23 protein-coding genes and 2 pseudogenes are annotated in these 26,481 nt (G+C 53.7%); 16 read left to right on the top strand and 9 right to left on the bottom strand.

Annotation, left to right across the window (positions count from 1 at the left end; genetic code table 11):
* Positions 1–43 precede the first annotated feature (43 nt).
* The 10 genes from lapG (at position 44) to EBL_RS15005 (ending at position 11,612) form a co-directional block, all read left to right on the top strand.
* Positions 44–721: a cysteine protease LapG gene (lapG, locus tag EBL_RS14960; protein WP_014716156.1), complete on the top strand. Its 678-nt coding sequence runs from the start codon at positions 44–46 to the stop codon at positions 719–721.
* 9 nt (positions 722–730) lie between these two features.
* Positions 731–2,677, top strand: a complete 1,947-nt coding sequence (locus EBL_RS14965) for a bifunctional diguanylate cyclase/phosphodiesterase (protein ID WP_002444473.1) — start codon at positions 731–733, stop codon at positions 2,675–2,677.
* 14 nt (positions 2,678–2,691) lie between these two features.
* A complete protein-coding gene (locus tag EBL_RS14970; protein ID WP_002444475.1) occupies positions 2,692–3,036 on the top strand; it encodes a hypothetical protein in 345 nt (114 codons plus the stop codon).
* A 265-nt stretch (positions 3,037–3,301) separates the two neighbouring features.
* Complete coding sequence (locus tag EBL_RS14975) at positions 3,302–3,715, top strand: DoxX family protein (RefSeq protein ID WP_002444478.1); 414 nt, start codon at positions 3,302–3,304, stop codon at positions 3,713–3,715.
* A gap of 217 nt (positions 3,716–3,932) precedes the next feature.
* The gene (locus EBL_RS14980; RefSeq protein WP_002444480.1) at positions 3,933–5,489 is read left to right on the top strand and encodes a class I adenylate-forming enzyme family protein; all 1,557 of its coding nucleotides are present in this window, start codon (positions 3,933–3,935) and stop codon (positions 5,487–5,489) included.
* The gene (locus EBL_RS14985; RefSeq protein ID WP_002444482.1) at positions 5,486–7,105 is read left to right on the top strand and encodes an acyl CoA:acetate/3-ketoacid CoA transferase; all 1,620 of its coding nucleotides are present in this window, start codon (positions 5,486–5,488) and stop codon (positions 7,103–7,105) included. The genes EBL_RS14980 and EBL_RS14985 overlap by 4 nt, the downstream gene beginning before the upstream one ends.
* Positions 7,089–7,823 (top strand): 3-oxoacyl-ACP reductase FabG, encoded by a 735-nt coding sequence (gene fabG, locus EBL_RS14990; protein WP_002444484.1) that lies wholly within the window; start codon positions 7,089–7,091, stop codon positions 7,821–7,823. Before EBL_RS14985 ends, fabG begins: the two co-directional genes overlap by 17 nt.
* 10 nt (positions 7,824–7,833) lie before the next feature.
* A complete protein-coding gene (locus EBL_RS14995) occupies positions 7,834–9,024 on the top strand; it encodes a thiolase family protein (RefSeq protein ID WP_002444487.1) in 1,191 nt (396 codons plus the stop codon).
* Between the two features lie 52 nt (positions 9,025–9,076).
* Positions 9,077–10,402, top strand: coding sequence for an MFS transporter (locus EBL_RS15000; RefSeq protein WP_002444489.1), 1,326 nt, complete (start codon positions 9,077–9,079; stop codon positions 10,400–10,402).
* 52 nt (positions 10,403–10,454) lie between these two features.
* Complete coding sequence (locus EBL_RS15005) at positions 10,455–11,612, top strand: CdaR family transcriptional regulator (protein ID WP_002444491.1); 1,158 nt, start codon at positions 10,455–10,457, stop codon at positions 11,610–11,612.
* Between the two features lie 151 nt (positions 11,613–11,763).
* Here EBL_RS15005 and EBL_RS15010 read toward each other — a convergent pair whose 3' ends face one another.
* The 5 genes from EBL_RS15010 to EBL_RS20875 form a co-directional block, all read right to left on the bottom strand.
* Complete coding sequence (locus EBL_RS15010) at positions 11,764–13,098, bottom strand: HlyD family type I secretion periplasmic adaptor subunit (RefSeq protein WP_002444493.1); 1,335 nt, start codon at positions 13,096–13,098, stop codon at positions 11,764–11,766.
* A 4-nt stretch (positions 13,099–13,102) separates the two neighbouring features.
* The gene (locus tag EBL_RS15015) at positions 13,103–14,878 is read right to left on the bottom strand and encodes a type I secretion system permease/ATPase (RefSeq protein WP_002444495.1); all 1,776 of its coding nucleotides are present in this window, start codon (positions 14,876–14,878) and stop codon (positions 13,103–13,105) included.
* A gap of 10 nt (positions 14,879–14,888) precedes the next feature.
* On the bottom strand, positions 14,889–20,219 hold the full coding sequence (locus EBL_RS15020) for a peroxidase family protein (RefSeq protein WP_002444497.1): 5,331 nt from the start codon (positions 20,217–20,219) through the stop codon (positions 14,889–14,891).
* A 684-nt stretch (positions 20,220–20,903) separates the two neighbouring features.
* Positions 20,904–21,116, bottom strand: coding sequence for a cold shock-like protein CspF (cspF, locus tag EBL_RS20115; protein ID WP_002444499.1), 213 nt, complete (start codon positions 21,114–21,116; stop codon positions 20,904–20,906).
* Positions 21,117–21,396: 280 nt separating this feature from the next.
* Entirely contained in the window at positions 21,397–21,564 is a 168-nt protein-coding gene (locus EBL_RS20875; protein WP_306307616.1) for a YnfU family zinc-binding protein, read from the bottom strand.
* Positions 21,565–21,693: 129 nt separating this feature from the next.
* Here EBL_RS20875 and ymcF point away from each other — a divergent pair, with 129 nt between their 5' ends.
* The 3 genes from ymcF (at position 21,694) to EBL_RS15030 (ending at position 23,060) form a co-directional block, all read left to right on the top strand.
* On the top strand, positions 21,694–21,891 hold the full coding sequence (gene ymcF, locus EBL_RS20880) for a cold shock small protein YmcF (RefSeq protein ID WP_002444500.1): 198 nt from the start codon (positions 21,694–21,696) through the stop codon (positions 21,889–21,891).
* 44 nt (positions 21,892–21,935) lie between these two features.
* The gene (locus EBL_RS15025) at positions 21,936–22,163 is read left to right on the top strand and encodes a hypothetical protein (RefSeq protein WP_002444502.1); all 228 of its coding nucleotides are present in this window, start codon (positions 21,936–21,938) and stop codon (positions 22,161–22,163) included.
* 321 nt (positions 22,164–22,484) lie between these two features.
* Complete coding sequence (locus EBL_RS15030) at positions 22,485–23,060, top strand: HPP family protein (RefSeq protein ID WP_232001875.1); 576 nt, start codon at positions 22,485–22,487, stop codon at positions 23,058–23,060.
* Positions 23,061–23,077: 17 nt separating this feature from the next.
* Here the strand turns inward: EBL_RS15030 and EBL_RS15035 are convergent, their stop codons facing one another.
* Complete coding sequence (locus tag EBL_RS15035; protein WP_002444506.1) at positions 23,078–24,037, bottom strand: AEC family transporter; 960 nt, start codon at positions 24,035–24,037, stop codon at positions 23,078–23,080.
* 252 nt (positions 24,038–24,289) lie between these two features.
* On the opposite strand from EBL_RS15035, the gene EBL_RS15040 reads away from it, so the two are divergent.
* On the top strand, positions 24,290–25,186 hold the full coding sequence (locus tag EBL_RS15040; RefSeq protein WP_014716159.1) for a LysR family transcriptional regulator: 897 nt from the start codon (positions 24,290–24,292) through the stop codon (positions 25,184–25,186).
* Positions 25,187–25,233: 47 nt separating this feature from the next.
* On the opposite strand, the pseudogene EBL_RS20355 reads toward EBL_RS15040, so the two are convergent.
* Positions 25,234–25,317: pseudogene (locus EBL_RS20355) on the bottom strand (sugar dehydrogenase); the annotation flags it as partial.
* Positions 25,318–25,319: 2 nt separating this feature from the next.
* On the opposite strand from EBL_RS20355, the pseudogene EBL_RS20955 reads away from it, so the two are divergent.
* A pseudogene (locus EBL_RS20955) lies at positions 25,320–25,463 on the top strand (carboxymuconolactone decarboxylase family protein); the annotation flags it as partial.
* A 172-nt stretch (positions 25,464–25,635) separates the two neighbouring features.
* Here the strand turns inward: EBL_RS20955 and EBL_RS15050 are convergent.
* Both EBL_RS15050 and yjdI read right to left on the bottom strand, forming a co-directional pair.
* The gene (locus EBL_RS15050; RefSeq protein ID WP_002444509.1) at positions 25,636–25,908 is read right to left on the bottom strand and encodes a GNAT family N-acetyltransferase; all 273 of its coding nucleotides are present in this window, start codon (positions 25,906–25,908) and stop codon (positions 25,636–25,638) included.
* A gap of 11 nt (positions 25,909–25,919) precedes the next feature.
* Complete coding sequence (gene yjdI / locus EBL_RS15055; RefSeq protein ID WP_002444511.1) at positions 25,920–26,150, bottom strand: 4Fe-4S mono-cluster protein YjdI; 231 nt, start codon at positions 26,148–26,150, stop codon at positions 25,920–25,922.
* 107 nt (positions 26,151–26,257) lie between these two features.
* On the opposite strand from yjdI, the gene EBL_RS15060 reads away from it, so the two are divergent.
* The gene (locus EBL_RS15060; RefSeq protein WP_373278486.1) at positions 26,258–26,470 is read left to right on the top strand and encodes a tyrosine-type recombinase/integrase; all 213 of its coding nucleotides are present in this window, start codon (positions 26,258–26,260) and stop codon (positions 26,468–26,470) included.
* The last annotated feature ends 11 nt before the right edge of the window (positions 26,471–26,481 follow it).

A 26,481-nucleotide genomic window follows, 5' to 3' on the forward strand; every position in this document is an offset into this window, starting at 1 on the left:
GCAGGCCGCCTTACAGGCGGCCTGAACAGACAGGTAACGCTACGTGAACCGTCCACTGAGCAGATCATATTACGGCTGGCTGGCTGGTCTGATGCTGCTGATGATGTCGCCGCTCCTGCCTGCGGGCTGGAATTTCGACATTATTAATCAGCAAAGCCAGCAGCGTTATGGCCCCCCGTCGCCAGAGGCCAGGCGCCATATCACCGCCTGGGAGGTGCTGATAAAGCACCCGCCCAAAGGGGTGCTGAACCAGCTTACCCAGGTAAACCGGTTCTTTAACAGCCGGATGCAGTTTCGCGACGATATCTCCCTGTGGCGGCAAAACGACTACTGGGCAACCCCGATGGAGTTTTTACGCAGAGGCGCTGGCGACTGCGAAGATTTTGCCCTGGCAAAATACTTTACTCTGCGCCAGATGGGGATCCCAGCCAGCCAGCTGCGGATCACCTACGTTAAGGCACTACGGCTTAACCAGGCGCATATGGTACTGACGTGGTACGCCACCCCCGGGTCGATCCCGCTGGTTCTGGATAATCTGACCAGCGAGATCCTCCCCGCAGGCCGGCGGCAGGATTTACAGCCCGTCTACTCCTTTAACAGCCAGGGGGTGTGGATGCCCCAGGCCGGGCAAACAAAACATATCGGTAGCAGTAACAGGCTCTCGCGTTGGCAGGATCTCCGCGCCAGGATGCGCGCAGAAGGATTTGATATTCAACAATAGGAAGTGACCATGTCCCTTTATAAAAAGCTGGTTATTGGTGGTTGCTTGTTTACGGCAGTAATTTTTTGCGGCAACGTTTATGTCACCCAGGAAAACGCACGCGAGCAGTACCACAACCAGCTAAGCGCCCACGCCCAGGATACCGCCACAGCGCTGGGCCTGTCGCTGACGGCCAATATTGATGATCCGGTAACCACGGAGCTGATGGTCAACGCCATTTTTGACAGCGGTTACTTCTACCGCATCCGGGTGACAGATATCCGCACCCATCAGGTGCTTATTGAGCGCAATAATGTGCCGCCCAGCGCCAATGTGCCGGGCTGGTTCGTGCGCCTGGTACACCTTGATCCCGGGCGCGGCGAGGCGACCGTAATGCGCGGCTGGACCCAGGCAGCACAGGTGGAAGTTATCAGCCACCCGATGTTTGCCCTGTCCCGCCTGTGGCACGGTCTGCTGGCGAGCTTCTTACTGCTGAGCGGTTGCAGCCTGGTCTTTATGCTGCTGACAGCCCTGGTGCTGCGCGGCCTGCTGCGCCCGCTGGACTTTATTGTAGAGCAGGCCACCGCCATCAGCCGCCGTGAGTTTCTCACCCTCCCTACCCTGCCCAGGACGCCCGAGCTGCGCCGGGTAGTGGAAGCCACCAACATGATGGTCACCGGGCTCAAAGCGCGGTTTAGCGAGCAGGCCTCGCGCATTGAAACGCTGCACGAGGAAGCCTACAGCGACAGTCTGACCGGGCTGAAAAACCGGCGGGCTTTTGATATCAGGCTGCAATCCTGGCTCAGTGATGACGAGCGCCAGTCCGGGTATCTGCTGCTGCTGCGGGTGCAGGATCTGGTGGGTCTTAACCAGCGACTGGGGGGAGCCAGAACCGACAAGCTGCTACAGGCCGTGGCCGTCTTACTCAATGAGCTACAGGCCCAGTACCTGAATAATAAAGGTGTGCTGGCGCGTATCCGCGGCGGGGAGTTTGCCATTATTGCCCCGCCGGTCATTGCGCAGCAGATGGACAACCTGACCACCGCCCTCAGCAGGCAGCTGGAATCACTGTATGCCACAGGGCTGAGCGATGTCTCCCCCGCGGCCTGTTTTGCCCGCGTGGCCTTTTCCCACGGTGATACCCCACAAACGGTGCTGATGCAGGCCGACCAGGCGCTGACCCGGGCAGAAACCGGCACACAGTTCACCGCAGAGCCCACCACAACACGGGAAGATAACAACAGTGATGATCACCACCACTGGCTTAACCGCCTGGAACGGGTACTGGGGCAGGAGTCTTTCGAGCTGTTCTCTCAGCCGGTGTATCAGTGCAATAAGCAGAAAATTATTCTGCACCGCAAAATCCTGGCGCGTATCAAAACAGACAACGGCGAGATTATTCCCGCCGGGCGCTTTATGCCCTGGGTACACCATCTGGGGTTAAGCCAGCGGATGGATATCGTGATGCTGCGCCAGACCCTGAAAGCCATGGAAAAAGGTACAGACCACCTGGCGCTGAGTATCAGCGGCGAAAGCGTGGCGGATGATGCCAGTATCAATGCGCTGCTACAGCCCCTCAAACAGGCCCGCCATCTGGCAAACCGGCTGACCCTGGAGCTGGATGAAAATGCGCTGCCGCCCCCGGAGCGTATTACGGTTCTGGTGCACAAATTAAAAGCGCTGGGCTGCGGGCTGGGGATCCAGCATTTTGGTGGCCGCTTCCATCTGATTGGCAATCTGCCCCAGTGGGGGCTGGCATGGCTGAAGGTGGACAGCGGGTTTATCCGCAATATTGACCAGGAAGAAGATAAGCGGCTGTTTATTGAAGCCACTTACTGGGCGACCCGCCAGATTAATTTACCGCTCATTGCTGAGCGCGTCGAAACCGAAGGTGAACTGCAGGTGCTGGAAGATATTGGCCTGTATGGCGCAATGGGACGCTATTTTAATGACGCCAGCACGTTTACTCAATCATAAGCAGGAGAACAACCATGTATTTTATTGAGCGCGATACTCACGGGCGGATCCTCCGGGTTGAATCTGACGCGTTCCCTGGCGCCACAGAGCAAAGCCACGAGACCACAACTGAAATCGCCGAGTGGCTGAAAGTGCACCATATGAGAACCTCGACTATCCAGGAGTTACAGCAAAGCGACCTCGATATGGTGAGGGTGCTGGAGGATCTTATCGATGTGCTGATGAGCAAAGGGGTAATAAGCATTACCGATCTGCCACCGGCGGCGCAAAATAAACTGTTTAACCGTGCCCAGGCGCGCCAGCGGCTCGGCGGACTGGAAGATCTGATTGCCGATGATGACGAATTATTGATGATTTAACCGCCAGCCCGGGCAGCAGTTTATCCTCTGCCCGGGGCGGTTCCGCCTTGCTTATTCCCTGCCGCTCCATAAATTATTTTTGACTGACGTTTAAAAAAAACGACGATTATTTATGTGATACATGTCATAGAATTTCTTCAGTAAACCATGACGCCAGATATTCCCTCAGGGCGGTTCGTCCGCTGAGTGAATATGTAAAAGGGTTACTCTGTCTTACTTAAAAACAGAGTGTCATTCCGACTGAATCACAATTAATGGTATAAACATGCAATACTTGTCGCTGGATAAATACAGAAACGGCGTGCTGCTGGCCGCCCGTATTCTGCTGATGATTTTGTTTGTCTTATTTGGCTGGCAGAAAATTACCGCTTTTGGTGCCACCGTGGGTTATATGGCCTCGGTCGGTGCGCCGGTGCCTGCCATATCCGCAGCGATTGCGGTCATTACTGAGCTGGGCTTTGGTCTGCTGATCGTCCTGGGGTATTTTACCCGCCCGCTGGCGCTGCTGATGGCGATTTATACCGTGGTCACGGCTATTATCGGCCACCCTTACTGGGGCATGAGCGGTATGGATCAATATATGGCGATGATCAACTTCTATAAAAATATCAGCATCGCCGGTGGCCTGCTGTTGCTGGCCTTCACCGGGCCGGGGCAATATTCACTGGATCGCCGCTAACACAAACCACATCCCTGAAAGCCAGTGTGATAATACCCACTGGCTTTTTTTATTGCCGTCACCACCCCGCTATTTCCCCCCTGCGTGCCCTCCCTGTTGTGCAATGTTACAAGAATGCTTCTGTTTTGTTGATTTTTTACTGTGAGCAAGCCGCCACTTTCCGCGCCTGAATTTACCCAGACTACATCCTGCCAATACGTAACAGCAGGAGAGACACATGAGCAGCAGCTCCGCCGACGACCGGAACCTGTACCAGGCCCTGAGCCGCAGCGCCGCCCGCCACCCAGATTCCCTGGCGCTGGCGTTTGAAACACAGCGCTACCGCTACCGGGATTTTCATCTCCGTGTCCGGCAGGCTATGGCGCAGCTTGACCAGGGCTGGTCACTGCGCAAGGGCGACAGGATCCTGCTGGCCTGGGGGAACCACCCCGCTTTTTGTGAGGTTCTGTTTGCCGCTCTGGGGCTGGGTATTGAAGTGGTGCCCTTCAGCACCAAACTGAAGCAGGCCGAATGCGGGGAACTGGTAAGCCAGATAGCGCCCCGGGTTGTCCTGTTCGATGCCACACTCCAGGACTGGCTGAAACACACCCCCGGGGCGCGCTGCATCTCCCTGAGCGAGTGGCAGGCGCTGCCTCTCCCGGCGCCACTGGCCCGCCTGCCGGTGCGGGTCAGCCGCGAGGATACGGCCGTCATTATGTTTACGTCCGGCACCACCGGGGCCCCCAAAGGGGCAGTTATCACCCACCATAATCTGCTGTGCGCCATTGACGCCTACCGGCAAACGCTCAGCCTCAGCGCCGCAGACAGCACCGTGCTGGCGGTGCCGGTCTACCACATTACCGGCTTGTCTGCGCTACTGGCGCTGTTTATCAGCCTTGGTGCCGCCATCTGGCTGCACCACCGCTTTAACGCCGCACAGGTGATAAACACGCTGCGCGAGCAGAACATTACCTTCCTGCATGGCTCGCCAACGGTCTTTATTCTGCTTTGCCAGGCCGTGCGTGACTTTCCCCCGGGCGACCCCGGCGACTTTCCCGCATTACGCACCATTGCCTGCGGCGCGGGCCAGCTGAGCGATGGGCTGATAACCGCGCTGAAAACCCGTTTCCCCCATACGGCTATCCGGCCGGTTTACGGCTTAACTGAAACCACCTCCCCCGCCACCATCTTCCCGGGCGATGTCCGGGGCAGCCATAAGCGCGGCAGCGCCGGGCAGGCGATCCCCGGCCTTGAGATAGTTGTCCGCAGCGAAAGCCAGCAGCCACTCCCCGCCGGGCAAACCGGCCATATCTGGCTCAGAGGCGATGTGGTGATCCGCGCATACTGGCAACACAACGCGCGGCTCCCCGCCTGCGATGAACAGGGCTGGTTTTATACCGGTGATCTTGGCTACCTCGACGAAGAAGGCTGGCTGTACATCCGGGATCGCAGCAAAGACATGATTAACCGCGGCGGAGAGAAAGTTTACTCCCTTGAGCTGGAAAATATTCTTTCAACCTACCGGGGCGTGCGGGAGGTGGCCGTCATTCCCACCCCCAGCCAGATATACGGCGAAGAGCCCGTGGCGTTTATTGTGCCGGATGGTCACGCCCCCCTCACCAGCGAAGAAATCCTCAGCTGGCTGCAGGCCCGGGTCGCCCGCTTTAAACTCCCGGCCCGCATCATCTTCACCCGGATACTGCCACGCACCCATAACGGCAAGGTCAGCAAACAGCAGCTGAAAACGCACCTTGCGCACGCCATTACCACCCTGTCTGCGGAGGCTAAAAAATGAGTAGCCGGTTTATCAGCGCCCGTGAAGCGGCGCAGCTTATCACCAGTGGCGACACGGTCTGCACCGTCGGCATGACGCTCACCGGCGCGGCAGAATCCATATTACACGCCATTGAGGCGCGCTTTCTGCACACCGGCGAGCCGCGCAACCTGACACTGCTGCACGCCGCCGGGCAAAGCGATCGCCTGCGCGGCATTGAGCACTTTGCCCACCCGGGCATGGTGACCAGGCTTATCGGCTCCCACTGGGGCCTGGCCCCGCGCTGGATGGCGATGATCAACAACAATGACGTGGAAGCCTGGTGCCTGCCCCAGGGGCAAATTGTCCACCTTTACAGCGCAATGGCCGCCGGGCTGGCGGGGCGGCTTTCGCCTGTCGGGCTGGGGACGTTTGTTGATCCGCGCATTGAAGGCGGGCGCATGAACGCCCGGACCCGCACACAGCCGGACCTTGTCGAGCATGTGGTATTCCGCGGTGATGAGTACCTGTTCTACCCGGCCATCCCCCTCAGTGTCGTGATTGTGCGCGCCACCCATGCCGATGAAGACGGCAACCTCACCACAGATGAAGAGGCCATGAAGCTCGAAGTGCTGCACGCCGTTCTCGCCGCCAGGCGCTACGGTGCGAAGGTGCTGGCACAGGTGAAATACCGCGTGGCGAAAGGCTCACTGCACCCGAAACGCGTTACCGTTCCCGCAAACCTGGTCGACGCGATAGTCGTGTGCGCCGAGCCTCACACGGATCACCGCCAGACATCAGGCTGGGGGTTTGATCCGGCCCTGTGTGGCGACATTCGCCCTCCCGCCGGGCAATGTGCCCCGCAGGCCCTTGATCTGCGCACACTTATCGGCCGGATTGCCTGCCGCTATCTGACCCCCGGCTGCGTGATAAACCTCGGCACCGGCATTCCCAATGATGTGATTGGCAACATCATCCACGAGGAGCTGCCCGAAGCGCAGATAACCGTCACGGTGGAGTCCGGTATTTATGGGGGCCAGCAGGCAGGCGGTGTTGATTTCGGCACCGGGCGCAACCTGAGCGCGATGATAAGCCACCAGGATCAGATGCTCTACTACAACGGCGCGGGGGTGGATATCACCTTTATGGGGGCCGGAGAGATGGATCCCCACGGAAATGTCAACGCCACGCGGCTTGGGGATTCCTGCCCCGGTGCCGGCGGGTTTATCGACATCACGCAGAATGCGCGCCACGTGGTGTTCTGCTCCTCTTTTACGGCCAAAGGGCTGGAAATAGCCTGCGAGCAGGGGGCGCTGCGCATCCTGCGCGAAGGCCGGATCCGTAAATTTGTCCCCCGGGTGAATCAGATCTCCTACAACGGCGAGCAGGCCCGGGCCCGGGGGCAGACCATGCACTATGTCACCGAGCGGGCAGTCTTTGAGCTGCGCCCGGAAGGGCCAGTGCTGACAGAAATCGCCCCGGGGATCTGCCCTGAGCGCGACATTCTGGCGCAAATGGATTTTCGCCCGGCCATCGCCGCAGATCTGCGCGTGATGGACAGCCGCTTATTTACCCCACAGCCCTGTGGCCTGGCAGAACAGCTCGCCCGCCATTCAACCGCTGACGAAGAAGGAACACCCCATGAAACTTGCCAGTAAAACCGCCATTGTGACCGGCGCTGCGCGCGGTATCGGCTCCGGAATTGCCCGGGTACTCGCCCGTGAGGGGGCCCGGGTGGTGATTGCCGATCGCGACCCCCACGGGGAAGTGACCGCCGCAGCCCTGCGCGACGCAGGCGCACAGGCGCTGTTTATCCCCTGCAATATCAGCGACAAGGCACAGGTCGACACGCTGTTTGCCCGGGCGCAGGAGGCGTTCGGCCCGGTCGATGTGCTGGTCAATAACGCCGGTATCAACCGCGACGCCATGCTGCACAAATTGACCCTTGCAGACTGGGACGCGGTTATCGACATCAACCTGAAGGGGACCTTCCTCTGTATGCAGCAGGCCGCCATCCGTATGCGTGAGCGCGGCGCGGGCCGCATTATCAACATCGCCTCTGCCAGCTGGCTTGGCAACATCGGGCAGACCAACTATGCGGCCTCCAAAGCGGGCGTGGTCGCCATGACCAAAACCGCCTGCCGTGAACTGGCGAAAAAAGGCATCACGGTGAATGCCATCTGCCCGGGGTTTATCGACACCGATATGACGCGCGGCGTGCCGGAGAATGTCTGGCAAATCATGCTCAGTAAAATCCCTGCGGGCTATGCCGGAGAGGCGCAGGACGTGGGCGAATGCGTGGCGTTTCTGGCATCTGACGGGGCGCGCTATATCAACGGTGAAGTGATTAATGTCGGCGGCGGCATGGTGCTGTAAGGAGAACGCGATGACACAGGCAAATGACATTGTGGTGATAAGCGGTGTGCGCACCGCCATTGGCACATTTAACGGCAGCTTTAAACATACCCACCAGCACGATCTGGGTGCGGCGGTGATTCGCGAAGCGGTCAGCCGTGCCGGGCTGGCCCCCCGGGAGGTGGATGAAGTGATCGTTGGCAACGTGGGGCAGATTGCCGAAAGCGGTTTTATCGCCCGGGTCTGCCAGCTGCGGGCCGGGATCCCCCGGGAGAGCACCGCCTACTCGGTTAACCGCCAGTGCGGCTCCGGGTTGCAGGCCCTGGCAAACGGCATGATAGCGCTGCAAAGCGGCCAGGCGGATGTGGTGGTTGCCTGCGGAACGGAAAATATGACGCAGCTACCCTACTACCTGCGCCACGCGCGCAATGGCTACCGCATGGGCAACGGCGAGCTGGAAGATGGCCTGCTCTCAATACTCACCTGGCCGGAAGGGCCTTATCACAACGGTATCACGGCGGAAAATGTCGCGGAGCGCTTCGGCATCACCCGCGAAGCGATGGACGACTTTGCCTGGTCAAGCCAGCAAAAAGCGCTAAATGCCATCAACAGGGGATACTTTCGCGAGCAGATCCTCCCGCTTAACGTGCCGGACGGCAAAAAAGCGACCCGCCTGTTCAGTACCGATGAACACCCGCGTGATACCCCACGCGACAAGCTCGCGACGCTGCGCCCGGCATTTAAAACCGGCGGCCTGGTAACGGCGGCGAACGCCTCCGGCATTAACGACGGCGCCGCCGCACTGGTGATGACCACGCGCCGCCATGCCGAAAAGCGCGGCCTGACACCCCGGATGCGCATCCGGGGCTGGGCGGTGGCGGGGTGCAGCGCAGATATTATGGGCTTTGGCCCCTCCCCGGCGACCCGCCGCCTGATGGAGCGCCTGGACATGGATGTGCGGTCTGTGGACGTGATTGAACTTAACGAAGCCTTCGCCGCCCAGGCGCTGGCGGTGATCAACGATCTGCACCTTGATCCGCAGCGGGTCAATGTTAACGGCGGCGCGATCGCGCTTGGCCACCCGGTGGGGGCCAGCGGCGCGATTTTGCCGGTCAAACTGATGTATGAAATGGCGCGCAGCGGCGCACGCACCGGGCTGGTCACCCTGTGTATTGGCGGCGGCCAGGGCATTTCCATGTTGTTTGAGCGCGAAGGCGCATAGCGAAACACAGCCAGAGTGGGGCTTCAGGCCACGAATACGGAGGAACCAAACCATGTCCGTAACAGATGAAAAAGCAGCAAACGGGGCGCTACAGCGCACCTATAAAAAGATCTACCGCCATCTGATGCCGCTGCTGATTGTGGCGTACATCATCAGTTTTATTGATCGCACCAATATCGGCATGGCGAAAGCCACCATGTCTGTGGATATCGGCCTTTCCGCCACCGCCTTCGGCCTGGGGGCCGGGCTGTTTTTTCTGACTTACGCGGTGCTGGAGATCCCAAGCAACCTGTTTCTGACCCGGGTCGGGGCGCGGCGCTGGATAGCCCGCATCATGATAACCTGGGGAATCATCTCCTGCGCTATGGCGTTTGTGACCGGGCCCACCTCCTTTTACGTGATGCGGCTACTGCTTGGCGCGGCGGAGGCGGGGCTGTATCCGGGCATTATTTACTATCTGACGCTCTGGTTCGGGCGGGAAGAGCGCGCCAGAGCCACGGGGCTGTTTCTGCTGGGGGTGTGCCTGGCCAATATTATCGGTGCCCCACTGGGCGGGCTGTTATTAACCCTTGACGGTATGGCGGGCTGGCACGGCTGGCAGTGGATGTTCTTTATTGAGGGGTTACCGGCGGTGCTGCTGGCCTTTGTGGTGTGGCGCAAACTGCCGGATAAACCCGCCGACGCCCGCTGGCTGAACGGCGACGATCTGCGACTGCTCAACGCCGCACTGGAAAAAGACACCCGGGAAGCAAGCCATACACCGGGCCGTTTTTCCCTGAAAGCCGCGCTCACGACCCGCCTGTTTTTATTACTGGTGCTGATCTATTTTACGCACCAGTTCTCAGTCTACGGGCTGAGCTATTTTCTGCCGGGGATCATCGGTAGCTGGGGGCAGCTGACACCGCTGCTGATAGGCCTGCTGACCGCCATTCCGTGGATTGCCGCCGCCGCGGGCGGTATTCTGCTGCCGCGTTTTGCCCGCACTGAGCAGCGCTCACGCAGCATGCTGGTGGCCGGGTATCTGATTATGGCAACGGGCATGGCGATCGGCGCTATCGCCGGGCACGGTGTTGCGCTGGCTGGCTTCTCACTGGCCGCATTTATGTTCTTCGCCATGCAATCCATCATCTTTAACTGGCTCCCCTCAATCATGAGTGGCCATATGCTGGCGGGCAGCTTCGGCCTGCTTAACTGCCTGGGCCTGTGCGGCGGGTTTCTCGGGCCGTTTATCCTCGGCGCATTTGAGGACCGCACGGGGGTGGCCACATCCGGCTTATGGTTTGCCGTCGGGCTGCTTATTGTGGGGGCGCTGGTGTCGGTATTTATCCAGACCACCCCGGCGGCGGTCGCGGGCCAAAATGCCCGGGCCAGGCAGTGAGCTACTATCTACCCTTACAGCAACCGGGAGAGGCACATAAGCGGATAACAGTATGATTATTACGACGGCGCTGGCTAATGAAATTGTCGCCCGGGCAATGGCGATAATTCACCATAACGTGAACGTGATTGACCACCGCGGGCAGATTATTGCCTCCGGAGAACGTCATCGTATTGGCGGGCAGCACGAAATCGCCCGCGAGGTAATACGCACCGGTAAACGCATCTGTATTCATAACGCCGCGCAAGCCGCGCGTTTTCAGAATGTGCACCCCGGGATTAACCACCCGATTATTTATGACGATCGGGTGGTGATGGTGGTGGGGATCAGCGGCAATCCGGCGGCAATCAGCCGCTATGCGGAGCTGGCGGTGCTCACCGCGGAGCTGCTGGTCCGCCAGGCGGCGGAGATGCGCGAAACCAACTGGCAACAGCGCCTGCACGACACCCTGTTTTGTCAGTATCTGGAACAGGGCACGGCGCCCGCAGGCCAGGAGGCCCTTCAGCGCCTGGGGGAGCTGGGCTTTGTGTTTGATACCCCGCTGATGCCGGTGGTGGTGACGGTGCAGGCCGGGCAATACCCGCTAAGCGACATACTGAGCACGCTACTGCGGGAGTTTTCGCAGTTATCCGGCGTAAGAGACGTTATTTTGCTGGGCAGTAATGAGATCCTGCTCCTCAATACCCTCGCAGAGCCCCGGGAAACCCTGCTCCAGGCGGTTGAGTTTGTTCTCAGTAACCAGATAAGCCATTACCATATCGGGGTAGGGGTGCAGGCCAGCAGTGCCCCGGATATTCGCGAGGCCATCCGTTTCGCTCGCTCGGTTATCGACGTGGGCAGCAAGGTGCAGCCACAGCGCCAGATATACTACTTTCGCGATATGGCGATGCTCTGCCTGTTCCGGGTGCTGGAAGACAGCTATATGGTGAATTTTTTTATTAATAATATTCGCCAGTTACTGGAGCATGATTCCGGAGACGTTCTGCTGGATACGCTGAGCAGTTTTATTGCCAATAATGCCGAGCCGGGGAAAACATCACTGCAACTGGGTATTCACCGCAATACCCTCACCTACCGGTTGCAGCAAATAAAAAAACATATCCAGCTTGATCCGATGGTGTTTACCGACCTGACACAGCTGGCCGTGTCGGTACACTGCTATCGCCGGCAATATCCCCGACAAAGCGAATGGATCGATGCATTAAGCTAAGAAAACCGGGCGGCGCACATATTACGCCACATAGATATTTGCAGCCACCGGGCCACGCAGGCCGTTCACTCGGCAAAATTCGATTTTGATATATCGGAGAAAATTAGTATTCTGCCAGCACCCTCTGTTGCCGCCGTGTTTACTGTTTAAATCAATGCTCTTTAAATGCCATTTCCAGTCGGGCGATTAACGGCTTAAATAGATAACTTAAAAAGGTCCGCTCTCCGGTTTTTATCGTTACACTGGCAGGCATTCCCGCCTTAATTTTATAATCCCCCAGCAAGTTTACACCTTCTTCAGATACCTGTACTTGCGCCAGATAGTAAGGCTGCTGTGTTACCTCATCAATTAACCGGTCTGCCGATACGGTTCTTACCATAGCCGGAACCGAAGGTAATAAGGCATGGTTCAGGGCCGGGAATAACACATCAACAGTAAGGCCCGGGGTAAGTTTATCAATGGCATGGACCGGTATTTTCGCATCAATTTGCAACTGTTGTCCGGCAGCGACAATATCCATTAAATCCTCGCCCGGCTGGATCACTCCCCCCACGGTATTGACTTTAACATCCAGCACAACACCGTTGATCGGAGAGCGAATTTCAGTGTTATCAAGTTCATGGCGTGTTGAGATAAGCTCGTCTTCCAGAACGGCAATTTCCTTCTGGTTTTTGGTCAGCTCAGACTCAACTTCACGCAGGTACTGATGGCGCACCTGATAAGCCTTTATTTTAAATTCATTTTGCTGTGATTTTAGTTTTGAAATATTTAAGATATCTTCAGAAACGCTGCCTGAGATCTCAGCCGCTTCACGCTCCAGAACCAGCAGTTGGGTTTTTGGGTAGAAATTTTTTGCACTGAGTGTTCTGATGGCGCTCAGTTCTTTATTAATAAGGGAGAACTGGCGATCTCGGTAACTTTTTATTGTGTTCAGATTCTCTGTTTGCGCAGCAAGCCCCTCCAGTGTCTCCTGAATCATAGTGAGTTCATCCTGAATTGTTTGCCTGCGAATAGTAAATAATTTAGATTGCAGCAGCCGGACCTCCTGAAGGCGCTTATTCAGTGCGAAGTTTTTTGTCAGTAGTACATTAAATTGAATATTATCCAGGCCATCCCGTTCAGCTATCAGTCGGTCTTCGATTGTTTTTGCTGTTATATATTGGGCACTTAATGCGCTATAACGCATTTCCACCTGCATTTTATCCAGCCGAATTAACACCTGATCTTTTTTAACGGTATCACCCTCCTTAATAAGGATATCTGTAACGCGCCCGCCACTCAGATGCTGAATAGTTTTACGATTCCCCGAAACCGTAACTGTTCCGTCGGCGACAACGCCAGCATCCAGCGGAGCCTGAACCGCCCACAGTAAAAAACCGCCTACCCCCAGAATAATAATAAACAACCCACGGCGCAAAGGGGGCATTAACTGAATATCCACACCACCGGGCATATTTTCTGCACTATTTTTGATATGCTTTTTCATCTGATTATGCCTCCCGCTGTTGCTCATCATTCGTTGCCCGGGAATGATGCTCACCTGATGGGATATCCACCGGGGGAGATGTCGATACGGGTTTTAATATGTTCGCCTGACGAAGATGAGAAAAAACATTATCCCGCGTGCCGAAGTCCTGAATAGCCCCGTCATTTAGTAATAATACTTTATTGACTGCCCCAAGAAGTGTCGGGCGATGTGAGATAATAATTGTGGTCTGGCCCTGAGTACGCAACGTGTTAATTGCTTTAACTAGCGCGAATTCACCTGCATCATCCAGATTCGCATTAGGTTCATCAAGTACAATAAGCGCCGGATTATTATAAACAGCCCGGGCCAGCCCGATCCGCTGACGCTGACCACCGGAAAGCTGATATTTCCCGGCCCCCAGAGGGGTATCATACCCTTGCGGCAGGCGTAAAATCATCTCGTGCACGCCAGCCAGAAGTGCTGCAGCTACGATGTTATCGCTGTTACCTTCTGCAAAACGGGATATATTTTGTGCGATAGTGCCGTCAAAAAGCTCCACATCCTGAGGAAGATAGCCAATAGCGGGCCCCAGCAACGCTTTATTCCACTGACTGATATCTGCTCCGTCTAAACGAACCGTGCCGGACAGCGGTTTCCAGACGCCAACTAATAACTTCGCAAGAGAGGATTTTCCTGATGCAGAAGGACCGATAATTCCCAGCGTTTCCCCCTGTTCAAGATGAAATGAGATATTACGCAATACCGGTGTATGTAGCCCAGGCGCAGCGGCAAAAACACTTTCAACATGAATACTGCCTTTCGGACGTGGCAGAACAAGGCCCTCTTTTTCTGCCGGGAATTCTTTCATCAGGGTCGATAGCTGGGACCACGCACTGCGAAACTGTACAAATTGCTTCCAGCTACCAATAATTTGCTCCACCGGGTTCAGCACCCGGCCAAGAATAATCGAAGCGGCAATCATCAGCCCGGGAGTGATCTGCCCGGCTATCACTAAAAAAGCCCCAGCGCCCAGCGCAACAGACTGTAGCAACACGCGCACAAACCGGCTCACGCTGCTTAACCCGGCAGTTTTATCAGCAACCTGGGTCTGTAATACTAATACTTTGTTATGTTGCTCCAGCCAGAGCAGTTTAAGTGTTGGTAGCATTCCCATGGCTTCGATCGTATCGGAATTCTGAAGCTGTTTATTAAGTTTACTGGCATTATTAATACTCAAGGCATGTGCCAGCTGAATAGGATTTTTTGTTGTCAGCTCAGTAATCAGTGTCAGACTGAATAATATGACTATTCCCGCCAGAGAAAGATATCCCAGTAGTGGATGAATAATAAACGCGATAAGTAAATAGAAAGGTGTCCAGGGGATATCCATTAATGCAAAAAGACTATTGCCGGAAAGAAACTGACGAATCTGGGCAAGTTCTGACATTACCTGCGCAGGGTTATTATCTCCGGTCGCTATTTTCCGCTTAAATGCCGCATTAAACACCAGCTGATTTAACTTTACATCCAGACGATTCCCGAGCCTTATCATCACGCTGGCGCGTGATGACTCAATAAACGCAATAATAATATAAAGACCGACGATCAGTAATGTAAGCATCAACAATGTCGTTGTATTCTTACTAACCAGCACACGATCATAAACCTGTAGCATATATATTGCCGGCGCCAGCATAAGCATATTAATCACACAACTAAAAAAGAGCAGCATCATAAAGATGGATTTCACCCCTTTTAATGCATCATTAAGTTCTTTTGGCATATGCTGGCGCGACATAATTGACTCCTTATGATATCAGGAAATTATTATCATTAGTGCTAAAAGGCGCTACCGGTGTTTCAAGATAAAAATCATCAATGGTTACACTTGCCGCGTTCGTGCCCTCCAGAATAATTGTCCCGCCATCAACGCTCACAACGGTGTTGCCGTTACTACCAGTAATGGCCACCCGGCTGGCAAAATTACCGGCGTTAACGCCCAGCATCACCAGATCCAGATAGTCCTGACCACCATTAATATTGCTGTCAAACCCGAGAACCCGGTCCTGCCCGAAGTTTGTGCTGAAGGCGAAAATATCGCTACCTCCCCCCCCATCCAGGATGTCATTACCTTCCTGCCCGTTAAGAATATCGTTGCCGTTACCACCGGATAAGGTGTCCGCACCAGCGCCACCTGTCATGACATCATTACCGGTCCCACCCTGCAGGTTATCCGCCCCGTCTGCACCATCCAGGAAGTCGTTGCCGCCGCCCCCCAGAAGCTGATCATTTCCGCCCATGCCAAACAGATAGTCGTTCCCGGCTCCGCCGGTAATGACATTCGCAAGTGCATTTCCGGTCCCGATAAAATCCCCTTGTCCGGTATAAAGAAGATTCTCAGTATTATCGGTTAAGTCATAGCTGGCGAGACTGGTCCGGACGACATCCACGCCCTCCCCGGCACGCTCCGTGACACCGTCGCCAGTATTGTCCACAACATAGGTGTCATTTCCGCTACCACCAGCCATACTGTCGGCCCCGGCCCCGCCATCAAGAAGATCATTACCCGCATCCCCCTGCAACGTGTCGATACCGGCGCCGCCAGACAGGTTGTCGTTGCCCGCGCCACCGATAAGTATATCGTCGCCCGCCAGGCCTGAGAGAGTGTCATTCCCCCCTTCACCGCGCAGGATATCACTCCATGCAGTTGCGAAAAGTGTGTTCGCACCGTTGTTGCCGATGATCAGATCGCCTACTGGCTGTGTCGGTGAGGAGGTCAGCACTACCGGGGCGTTTCCTTCATCGTCAACAACCGTCACAACCACTTGTAAGGCCCGGCCAACAACGGCCTGCCCCGGTGTGTAAGTAGCGGATGTGGCACCGTTGATGTTCACAAAACCCGTAGGGGTGCTCACCCGCCACTGGTAGCTGAAATTACCGCCACTTAGCCCGTCTGCATCAGCAATGCCGGAGACGATAGCTGTCAGTGTCAGGCTTTCCGTTGGCGTGAGGTCGTTAATCACCGGGGCACCGGTGGTTGCCTGATCTCGTGGCAACACGGCCTGGGTCTGGGTCGATATGATGCTCTCGGCATCTCCCATCCGGTCAGTGAAGCTGGCGACAACCCGCAAAGGTGCCCCCTGGATAGTGGCCGGTACGCTGAATGTCGTGCCGGTGGCCTGACTGACCCAGCCATCACCTGTCAGCGCCTGCCATGTAAATGTAATCAGGGTATTCGCAGCAATGCCGTTACCGTCCAGCAGATTAGAGAGGTTAACTTGCAGTACATCGCCTACTGAAGGTGACATATTACTGATTGCAAGATTCCCGCTGGCCTGCTGTGCCGTCACCCAAAGTTGCTCGCCGTCGCCAAACTCCAGTTTTTCAATGTTAAGCAGGCGATCGACACCATCATTAAACGCCAGCGCCGCATTGGGTGTAGCGTGATCAACCTTAAGGCTGCCGTCAGACATACGGGTAAACAGATAGTTACTGCTGAGATCACGATACACGGCAACGTCAGTCTCCTGGCCGCTGCTATCGTGCAGAATTTCACGGATTATTGAAAGCTGATTGGGTTTTAAGGTACCTGCCAGCATATAAGATTTAAGCGCATCCATGCCATCAACACTGGTAATACCTGGCAGCCCGCTAACCGCGATACGCACATTCAGCCACGCATCACCATCAATAATGTCATTACCCGCTTTGCCGGTAATGCGATCACTGCCACCGCCGCCAAGTAAAATATCACTGCCATCATCAGGATTCAGTAGTACCGCATCAGGATTGTTCTGGTGCGTTCCCCCAAGAATTTCCTGTAGCCCGTTTATCCTGTCTGCCCCAGCCTGGGTAAGATTATTAGACAGCGGAACCCCCTGGACCGGTGCAGTGCCAATGGGCCGTTCAGTCCCCGTCAGGACATCGTCATATTTCCATCCCGACAACCCCTCAACCAGGTCGAAGCGATCACGCAGAATAAACTCCTGTTGATTGACAAAAATCGGTATGCCCAGATCGGAGTTGGCGGCGTTGGGATCTCCTTTATGAATAGCCCAGTCAAACCCAGCCATCCCGTTGTTACGCTGGATCCCGGCCCCCTGAATCATAATGTCATCCCCGGCTTCACCATCGTAATCCGTATCGTTACCCTGGCCGTTCATGACATCGTGTCCGACGATGGTGCTGTTGAAAAACAGTTCGGAGTTGTCACCGGCAAGGGTATCCAGCCCGTCCCCCCCTTCCAGCCAGTCATCACCTTCGTTACCCATCAGAAAATCACTGCCGGAGCCTCCCTGGGCGAAATCGTTATCCAGCCCGGAAAAGACCTCCTGTGCATCTTCGCCAATAACGACAAAATCGCTGCCGCTACCGCCAAAGATCAGATCATTGCCGTGGCCGGAGAAAATAACATCGTGCCCCCCGTCCCCGTGCAGGAAGTCAGCCCCCCCCACCGGAGTGCCGGTATCTGTAATGATATCGTTACCTTCCCCGCCGTGGACAATGTCCGCTTCGTCGCCACCATCAAGCCGATCGTCACCACCATCCCCCCACAGGCTGTCTATACCTTTACTACCAATCAGCGTATCGTTCCCGGCGCTCCCGCCAAGCACCACATGTCCGTCTCCGCTATATTTGAGATATGCGCCGTCCGGTGCGCCGTCGCCATTAATGTCCTGTGTTGCGGCGCGCCGTACCACCAGCGGTGTCAGCAGGTCTTTAAGTGGGTTACCCCATGTCGGGTCTGGCTCTGTTTGCAGGGCCTGATTGACTTCGAAGATATAATCCGGCGTCTGGAAGAGATTCGCAGGCAGATGCGAGCCGCCTTCATCCCCCAGGTCGCTGTTGCGCATAACCAGTGCGGCAAAGGAGTTTGCCTCCAGTTCGTTCAGCATGTTCAACCCCTGAGTACGGCTCAGGTAGTAGAAACGGTCGCCGTTTTGCAGCATCTCCAGTTGTAGCTCGAAGACAAAGTTAAAGGTTGAACCGAGCATACCGCCGAACTCGTTCTTGCGTTCCGCAAGTCCGCCTATCCAGAAGTCCACCATATTCAGGCCAGACTCTTTGGTTGCCCATTCACCAGTGCTGTTAAAAAAATCAAGTGCATCAGCACGTAACGGGGAGTTGGCATCGCCAAACAGCAGAAAGTTCACCGCATCTCGCCTGGCATCAAGCGTAGTGGCGGCAAGGATTAATTCATGCTGGCCGTAGGCGGCCATAAAGTTAATGATTGAGGCCGGGTTTTTCAGGAACGAAGTGAAATCCGCCCAACTGGTATAAGGGCGTAGCTGGCTGTTGCCGCTGAGTTCATAAAACTGCTCACGCGCCTGGTTCAGGGTTGGCATCGCGGTATCGCGGCCACGTGCTATATTTAGCGCGCCTAAATCAAGTGGTAATCCGACAAGGTTATTGCGCAGGGCTTCAGTGATGAATTCATCAATTTCATTCCCTACCTGGCGTGTCATGCCGCGAACAATCGCACCAACGGCCTGTTCATCAGACACGGTCTGCCCGTTGATTTCATTAAACGCAAGCGGATTAAGGAACGCATCAATAAGGCCAATATCACTGCTTTGCATATTGGCGTCAGTCCGCGCGACGGTTTCGGTTAGCATTGAATGACCAAACCGGTACACCACATGGGCAAACTCAGCAAAAATTGCCGGGTTAATGTCCGCTGTATTAGAAAAAACAAAGGGATCAACGGCGGGCTGCACCGTGCGGGCGAACTCTTCAAAAACAAGATGCTGATATTGCATTTCATTCGTAAAGCGGCCCGCCTGGAATAAATATTCGCCATTCCAGACCAGGGTACCAGGATCGTCAGGCAATACCGTTATCTGGTGACCAGGCATTAACCATTGATTGATAAGGTTAATATCGCCGCTTTCTAACAGTGTGGTTTTATATTGCTCAACCAGGCGGTTATGCTCGCTGTGAAACACGGCATGTACTGCGGTTAATCCGATATTTTCATTGCCCCGACCGTCTCCGGTAATAAAATGCCTGTCGAGTAGTTCATTATCGTAAGTTCCATTCTCTGGGGCACCGGCAGCGATATTATCACCGTCGGCCAGCAAGCCCGTTGACGGTTTTGCCGTATGGGCAATGTCATCCAGAAATGCGTGTCCGGTGCGTAGTGTTCCGGCAGGTAGAACATCGCCACTGGCTTCCACCAGGCCTGACGTTGTAACAATCTGCACTTTACCGTTTTCACTCAGGATCAGATTACCGTAGCGGTCTGTGGCCAGTAGGGGAACATTAAATACATCCTGATCGGTCAGTTTAATACCAAGTAATAATTCAGCCTGCTGTTTTACATCAGCCCATGTGGCCAGCCCCCCGTTAGCTCCGCCTAATAAGTTCCCCGTGGGCTCAGGTTTACCATCAATTAATACATACTCGCGCACAAAAATCTGATGTGAAGGATGCGAGGTATATGTCTGGTTCTGATCAATATAAGGCGTTGTAAGATTTATGGTTTCATGATTTGCATCCACTTTTGCGCGAGTTAGCACCATAAAGTTAGTGGCTGCCCCCTCCACATACAGGGGATCATCAGGTTGTAATGGAATGAAAATGATACCATTTCCCTCTTTGGGTATCAGATCCAGCCCATGATCAAAAAACTGCCCGAAAAATGTCATCCAGCCATTAAACGCAGGCGAAAGACCAATGTCCGGAGACTGGTTGGGAATGGATAAACTGCCATTTTCTGAGACGACACCACCACCGGGGAGATTTTTTAACAAATCATGAATTTCTACTGCAGCCGGGTTCGATGCAGTCTGATCCGAAATCAGGTTACTGATAATGCGGGGGTCCGCATCGATCACAACGCTGTCTGAACCAGTCTGTGTATAGCTGGTCATCGCATCAGCATCCTGCCAGTTTAGCCCGGTCAGCCTTGGCATGTTTTGATCGGCAGAACCATATAACTCCTGCCCCGGTAAAAGATTATTCCAGGATCCGTCAACAGTGCGCAGACCATAGGGAAGCAAAGGGCTGGAGACCGACTCACGAAGAAGATCACCATTAATGCTGCCATCGGGATTGGTTGCAGCTTCCGATATTTTTATTTGCTTCAGAATAAAATCAAGATCATGCAATGTGACAGTAAAATCATATTGTGAGGCCATAAAAATTACCTCTTCACCAGAAGAACATTATCATTATTTTCTGAACACCATAAAAACAGAGAAAATAATGAGCCAGATAATCATCTCGCTATCCATTTCTGCAGGATCCGTTTCTGATTGAATACGGATTAGATATTTTCTTATAAATTCTGATATTGTTTTACGCTTCCGTTTACTTAGCACGGTAATTTTTAGCAGGGTTTCAGCACAACGAGGGTAATAGCAGCCAAAGCCACCCTTACCGGATGCGGTATCACTGTGAGGTTATCCAGTAACCATGAGAGGACAACGCCAGTGACAACATCCACAGCGCTACAGAGCCCCTGTTTACTACCGGAAGATACTTAAAAATGGTGTCGCGGAGTTTTGCTCTTTTTTTACAAAATTGTCACATAGTCATATTAAATATGAATTTCCTGCCGGGCTTCACAACAATACTTTCGTGTGATCTAAATAGCCGGCCTAATACCGCCCCATGCATGGTTGCGATCCAACACAAGACTGCGGAAAGTCGCGGAGATTGCCAGATGAGGACGTGATGACTATTAGCGATACTGACGCTTAGCTCAAAACTGGCCGCGACCGAAAATGTTACCGCGCCACAAACGTGAAGATGCTGAGCCAGTATGTTGAGCAAGGCGCACCTCGCCGGACAGTACTCACTCAACACTATGCGCTGAAATATCAGGATACATAGATATTTGCAGCCACCGGGCCGCGCAGACCGTTGACTCGGCAAAATTCGATACGGATACCAGGGGTGAGTAATTCTGATTCGCCGGGCTTAACGGCTGAAATATGTAACAGAACATCTTTACGACCATCAGAAGGGATGATGAGACCTTTACCACTGAGGATGTCAAAACTTTTGACGATTCCTGTCATTCTGCGGGACAAATAAATTCCTTTTGTTAAAAATACGCCACGTAGTATACGCGGAAATAAATTTAACGCCATCTCAATATTTCTTAATTATCAGGCCTTCCGGATGGCCAAAATATAATTTGCTTATTCTGACTTACCGTGCATTAATGAACTCAGCAGTTCGGTGTATAAACGACCACACAATTTTTACCGTGCAGCCCTCATGACCAGGCGCTATCGCTGATATCCCCTCCTTTTGAGTCCATATGTTTAATGCACACAGTGGTGGCAAAGGCCCGGCGGCCTTCGCAGATTACCGCTGTCCGGATTTAAACAGGGTGCTGCAGTAGGGGCAAACCAGCTGGGAGCCTTTCTGAATGCGGCTAAAACTATGCTCTGAATCTTTTGCACATTTCGGGCATGCGCATTTCACTAAGTGGTTACGGCGGGGTTGAGTGTTTTTACGTCCGGACATAGGCATCTCCTGAGTTAAGGGACTGCCACCATACACGTTTAATCCTGTTGTTGCTTGTGTTTATTTTTTATGGCCTGCCATAATGTAAAAAAATAAGAATGCAAGGTTTTTCGGGAGGTAGTTAAAATCGTCACAATGAATAAGGTAAATGATATTACACTAAACATCCATTTCAGGTGCCCGTGTTGCCACGGGTCTCAGTACCGGACATCCGTATATGATGTGTCGGAGAAAAATCCCGCTGGCGCAAAGTACATTTTCTGTAAATCAGATATGGCATTTGCTGACACCAAAATCATCATAAATAAGCCTTCAGCACACAGCGCTTATTAAGCGGCCAGCGCCTGTAAACATAACCTGAGGAATCATGGTGATATATGAAAAAAGTGATCGTTTTTTTTAATGCAGAACCCTGCAAAGTTATCACCGTTTCTGAGGGGGCAACGACTATCCGGGAAGCCTATCCCAACGGTGAAGAGGCGCAGCTGCGGATAATGTCTGCAGGCTTCCCTTCACTGACCGGGGATCACGCCGTTGTTTATGTGGCATCCGACAGGGAGCTGATGCCCCGGGAGATACTCGATGCCGCTAAAAAATATTTGTAGTGGCTGGTGATTTCCCCGCCGCTTAGCGGCACAAACCGTGCGCCATAAATACAGATGGCGTAACGGCATAAAAGTTTCTGACCTCCCGCAAGTAGATTAATCACGCTAACATGTGGCAACTGGCTGCCAGGCGCTAGCAGATTGATTTTTATGTGATTCTATTATTCCCGCAATATGAGCTGTTTATTAACCTTCGTTATACGGCATTTTGTATGTTGACATAATGTGTATTTCAAATTTAAATCAAATACACAAATTTACAAACCTGCAAACTGCATCGGAACTTGTTCATAGATTAAAATTATTTCCCTTATAAATTCTATGACTTTCCGACGTGTTATTCGAAGGATAATACAGATGAAAAGAATCCTTGGCGGGGGATATTTACCCCACCCTCCACAGGCATATGAAATTCTGCGCGGCATCCTTGGTGGGGTGACAGGCATTACAGCGATTTCTTATCTGGGCATGTTTAGCGGTGTCCCCTGGATAATCGCCCCTTTTGGCGCAACCTGTGTGTTGCTTTTTGCCGCCCCACAGACACCGCTGGCTCAGCCACGAAACGTGATTTTTGGCCACCTCATTGCGGCTTTTTGTGGCTTGCTCTTTATTAATGTACTGGGGAACACCCCTTTCTTCATGGCGATTGCCGTTGGCATGGCCATTGCGGCCATGCAGATTCTGCGGGTGACCCATGCGCCAGCCGGTGCAAATCCGATTATTATTTTTATGGCCAACATTCATGACTGGAACTTTATGATTACGCCCGTTCTGGTGGGCTCCGTCACGCTCGTGCTGGTTGCACTTATCATTAATAACATCAGAAGCACGGATAAATACCCGGTTTACTGGCGCGGAACATGCCCGAAGAAAAAAGAGGACTTATTAAAAGAGTAATATCCATCATAAGCCTGTTACGCGGGTAACAGGCTTAGCAGCAGCGGCAGCGTTATCAGGGCCAGCAACAACGAGATAATGATCGACAGCGAAATAATATCCTGCTGATAGTGATATTTTTTAGCAAAGACATAGACGCCAGCCCCCGTTGGTTGTGCCGCCATAACCACCGCCGCCGCCAGCCAGAGGGCCTGCGTGTTGCCCATACGGAAAATAAAGACTGCCGTAGCAAACGTAATCACCGGCTGAATCAGCAGCTTGAGCACAATCATCGGCAGTACGATTTTGCCTGCCGAAAAGCGCAGATGCCGGTGAAACTTCAGGCGCGACAGCCCCAGCCCCAGGGCAAACAGAGCCGTTGGCCCGGAGGCATTACCAAGAAAACGAGAGAACGTATCCAGAAAAACCGGCACCTGGATGCGAAACACCGAAAACGCCAGACCGGCTAAAACAGCGATGGTCAGTGGATTTTTCACCGTGATCAGCGCCGCGCTACCGACACTGTGCAGCAACGGGGCACGTTGCGCTTCCGGGCGTGTTGAGAAAACATTCCAGCTGATAATCACGGCCATAATCACCGGAATATTATGCAGAATCGTCGCCAGCGCTGCGGGCAGTGCCGCCTGCTGACCATAAGCTGAAATAAGAATTGGCACCCCCATATAGCCGGTAGTGCCATAAGACGCCCCCATGCTCAGAATGGACGATTGTGGTAAACCGGTTCCCATAACTTTAGCGATAACCCCGGCTATCGCGTAGGTAACCACAATCCCTGCCAGGGTCGACAGAATAAACCCCCACTGTTTGAGATCGCTAATATCGGCGCGCGCAACGGCAATAAACAGTAATGCAGGCAGCGCAATGTAGAGGACATAATCGTTAATTAGTTTATCTGCATCGCCAGATTCTGGTTTCACCCTGCCATAAGCATAACCAACCAGAATAACCATAAATATGGGCGCAACAATTAAAAACATGTTCAGTGTTCCTTATCATAAAAAAGCAGCCGCCAGCGCTGACCGGTTAATTAAACCCGGTATTTTTATTAACGTTATTTATTTACCCTGTCTCAGGTAAATATCGTTATTCAGCACTCTGGCGGAGTGAGTGCCGGTTTTTTAATATGTGTGATTCCGATGGCTGTAGTGTGCCCGCTTGTTACTTCAATGTTAAATTGATATTGTCACCACCATAATCGCTTTAGTCGATAATCAGACCATAAAAGGCCGATGATGAAGCTCACAGAAGACGGGAATCGTATTGAAGGGCGCGGTATCACGCTGGAACAGCTGCGTGCGTTTGTCTTTATTGCGGAGCACAGAAGTTTCGGCAGTGCTGGTGAGGCCCTCGGGCGCACCCAGTCTACGCTCAGCGCCGGGTTGCGGCGCCTGGAGGAGGATGTTGGCTGCCGCCTTATCGAGCGTAAACAAGGGCATATTCTGGGATTAACCGATGAAGGGCGCCAGTTACTGCCCGCCGCCCGGGATATCCTGGCACGCACCAGCCGGGCGCTGGGCGCGTTGAGCAAACGGAATATGACAGGCCAAATCGCACTGGGAGTGCCCGACGACTTTGAGACAGGCAACCTGAACCGCATTATCTCCCTGTGCCTTGAAGAAAACCCCGGCCTGAAGGTACAAATCACGTCGGCATCATCGGCCGTTCTCTCGGCGCTGGCCGCCCGACAAGAAATAGATGTGGTCATCACCAAAAGTATGGCCGGGCAGCCATTAACCTCAGAGAATGACAGACTGTTGTGGGTCGAAACACTGCACTGGGTAAGCGCCGGGACGCTGAACTTTAACCAGCCCGACGAGATCCCGTTAGTCACCTTCCCTGAGGGCTGCGTCATCCGCCACTGCGCTGTCGCGGCGCTGGAGAACGCCAGCCGGCGTTACTATTTTTCTTATGTCAGCGGCTCTTTTAATAATATTCGCAGTGCGGCGGTATCCGGGCTGGGGATCGGCCTGCTGCCCAAAAGCGCCCTGACCGGCGAGCTTTACGAGCTCACCCCACAAGACGGTGCCCCCAGTGTTCCCGCGATTCAGTTAATACTGAGCATTGTGCGCCCCGGCAGGCTGAATCAGCTATTTTCCAGCTATATTGAGCGTGGTTTAATGCGTTAATTCAGGTATTCAGTACCGCACACGGCATGCCGCGTGCGGTATCGCCATCAGGCATTACGGCCAGCCATCACGCCACCATCGATATCCCAGATGGCACCGGTCACCCAGCTGGTTTTGTCCGAAAGCAGGAAGTAAAGAGGCGTCCGAAAATAAGCATCTTGACCCCAAAACCCATGAACTGATTGCGCTGGCCGTGGCCATTAACCTGAACACCGGCACAGCACTGACCTACACTGCGCGCGAGCTGGATGTGTACGATAATCTACCGGACAAATAAGTTTGCAGGCGGCCCCCCATGGGGCCGTCAAAACACTGACGATGATACAACGTAATGCTGACTTTGCGCAGCACGCTATCGGCGAGTACCCCCCTATTCGGGCGAAAACATATCTGCCGGGCTTTTATTATGAATTTAGCCTGACTGCGTAAATGCATTGTCCGGCATGTTCTCAGGCCCGGATATCGTCATACTCGCGAGTTTTATCAAACTCATGTTTGGCAAACGGGCAAAGAGGGATAATTTTGCGATTTTCGCGACGCATTTTCTCCACCACTTTCGCCACCAGTTGCTTTCCGACCCCTTGCCCCTTCAGGCTGGCATCGACATCAGTATGCTCAATAATGCTTAAATGGTCACCCGTCGGAACAAAAACGATTTCAGCGACCTGATTCCCCTGAGCATCATTCACATAGAATTTATTGTGTCCTTCCAGTATTTCCATTTTTCCCTCGCTTATTTAAGACGATATTTCAGCGCCCCGCTCGGGCAGGTATCGATAACTCTGGTCACCGTTGAAACATCAACTTCATCAGGCATAATCCACGGCTTGCGCTTCAGATTGAACAGTTTGGCGCTACCGCGTACACAATTTCCGGAGTGCTGACAAATCGCCGTACTGAAGTAGACATCGATTTTTTCCCCGGTATAGATGCGGTAACCCGCATCCTCAAGTTGCTTATCCATGACATTGCCTCATTTTTAGTTTATCCCTTAAGCATAGCGCGTGAGTGTGAATCGCCACCACTTTAATGTTAGATGAGCAAACACTCGCCTTTTCTTTATCTTTAAGGATACAAACCCAGGGTAGGCTGGCTGATGCCGTCTGTCCGCTAAGTGCGCTACAGGAAATGGGCGGGTGGGAAAGTATCGAGATGGTACAGCGTTATGCCCATCTGGCACCGAATCACCTGACGCAGCATGCCATGCAAATCGACGCATTCCTGGCGGGGAATGGCACAAATATAGCACAAGGCGCTTTTGCTGAACTGGTGAATATCGCGTGAATTCGCGTGGT

Origin of the sequence: Shimwellia blattae DSM 4481 = NBRC 105725 (assembly GCF_000262305.1) — a bacterium.
Lineage (GTDB): Bacteria > Pseudomonadota > Gammaproteobacteria > Enterobacterales > Enterobacteriaceae > Shimwellia > Shimwellia blattae.

Bases quoted from the DNA above. Each gene is read 5' to 3' on its own strand.
- EBL_RS14965 (WP_002444473.1), top strand. From the start codon at position 731: ATGTCCCTTTATAAAAAGCTGGTTATTGGTGGTTGCTTGTTTACGGCA.
- EBL_RS14970 (WP_002444475.1), top strand. From the start codon at position 2,692: ATGTATTTTATTGAGCGCGATACTCACGGGCGGATCCTCCGGGTTGAA.
- EBL_RS14975 (WP_002444478.1), top strand. From the start codon at position 3,302: ATGCAATACTTGTCGCTGGATAAATACAGAAACGGCGTGCTGCTGGCC.
- EBL_RS14980 (WP_002444480.1), top strand. From the start codon at position 3,933: ATGAGCAGCAGCTCCGCCGACGACCGGAACCTGTACCAGGCCCTGAGC.
- EBL_RS14985 (WP_002444482.1), top strand. From the start codon at position 5,486: ATGAGTAGCCGGTTTATCAGCGCCCGTGAAGCGGCGCAGCTTATCACC.
- fabG (WP_002444484.1), top strand. From the start codon at position 7,089: ATGAAACTTGCCAGTAAAACCGCCATTGTGACCGGCGCTGCGCGCGGT.
- EBL_RS14995 (WP_002444487.1), top strand. From the start codon at position 7,834: ATGACACAGGCAAATGACATTGTGGTGATAAGCGGTGTGCGCACCGCC.
- EBL_RS15000 (WP_002444489.1), top strand. From the start codon at position 9,077: ATGTCCGTAACAGATGAAAAAGCAGCAAACGGGGCGCTACAGCGCACC.
- EBL_RS15005 (WP_002444491.1), top strand. From the start codon at position 10,455: ATGATTATTACGACGGCGCTGGCTAATGAAATTGTCGCCCGGGCAATG.
- EBL_RS15010 (WP_002444493.1), bottom strand. From the start codon at position 13,098: ATGAAAAAGCATATCAAAAATAGTGCAGAAAATATGCCCGGTGGTGTG.
- EBL_RS15015 (WP_002444495.1), bottom strand. From the start codon at position 14,878: ATGTCGCGCCAGCATATGCCAAAAGAACTTAATGATGCATTAAAAGGG.
- EBL_RS15020 (WP_002444497.1), bottom strand. From the start codon at position 20,219: ATGGCCTCACAATATGATTTTACTGTCACATTGCATGATCTTGATTTT.
- EBL_RS20875 (WP_306307616.1), bottom strand. From the start codon at position 21,564: ATGCCTATGTCCGGACGTAAAAACACTCAACCCCGCCGTAACCACTTA.
- ymcF (WP_002444500.1), top strand. From the start codon at position 21,694: ATGAATAAGGTAAATGATATTACACTAAACATCCATTTCAGGTGCCCG.
- EBL_RS15025 (WP_002444502.1), top strand. From the start codon at position 21,936: ATGAAAAAAGTGATCGTTTTTTTTAATGCAGAACCCTGCAAAGTTATC.
- EBL_RS15030 (WP_232001875.1), top strand. From the start codon at position 22,485: ATGACTTTCCGACGTGTTATTCGAAGGATAATACAGATGAAAAGAATC.
- EBL_RS15035 (WP_002444506.1), bottom strand. From the start codon at position 24,037: ATGTTTTTAATTGTTGCGCCCATATTTATGGTTATTCTGGTTGGTTAT.
- EBL_RS15040 (WP_014716159.1), top strand. From the start codon at position 24,290: ATGATGAAGCTCACAGAAGACGGGAATCGTATTGAAGGGCGCGGTATC.
- EBL_RS15050 (WP_002444509.1), bottom strand. From the start codon at position 25,908: ATGGAAATACTGGAAGGACACAATAAATTCTATGTGAATGATGCTCAG.
- yjdI (WP_002444511.1), bottom strand. From the start codon at position 26,150: ATGGATAAGCAACTTGAGGATGCGGGTTACCGCATCTATACCGGGGAA.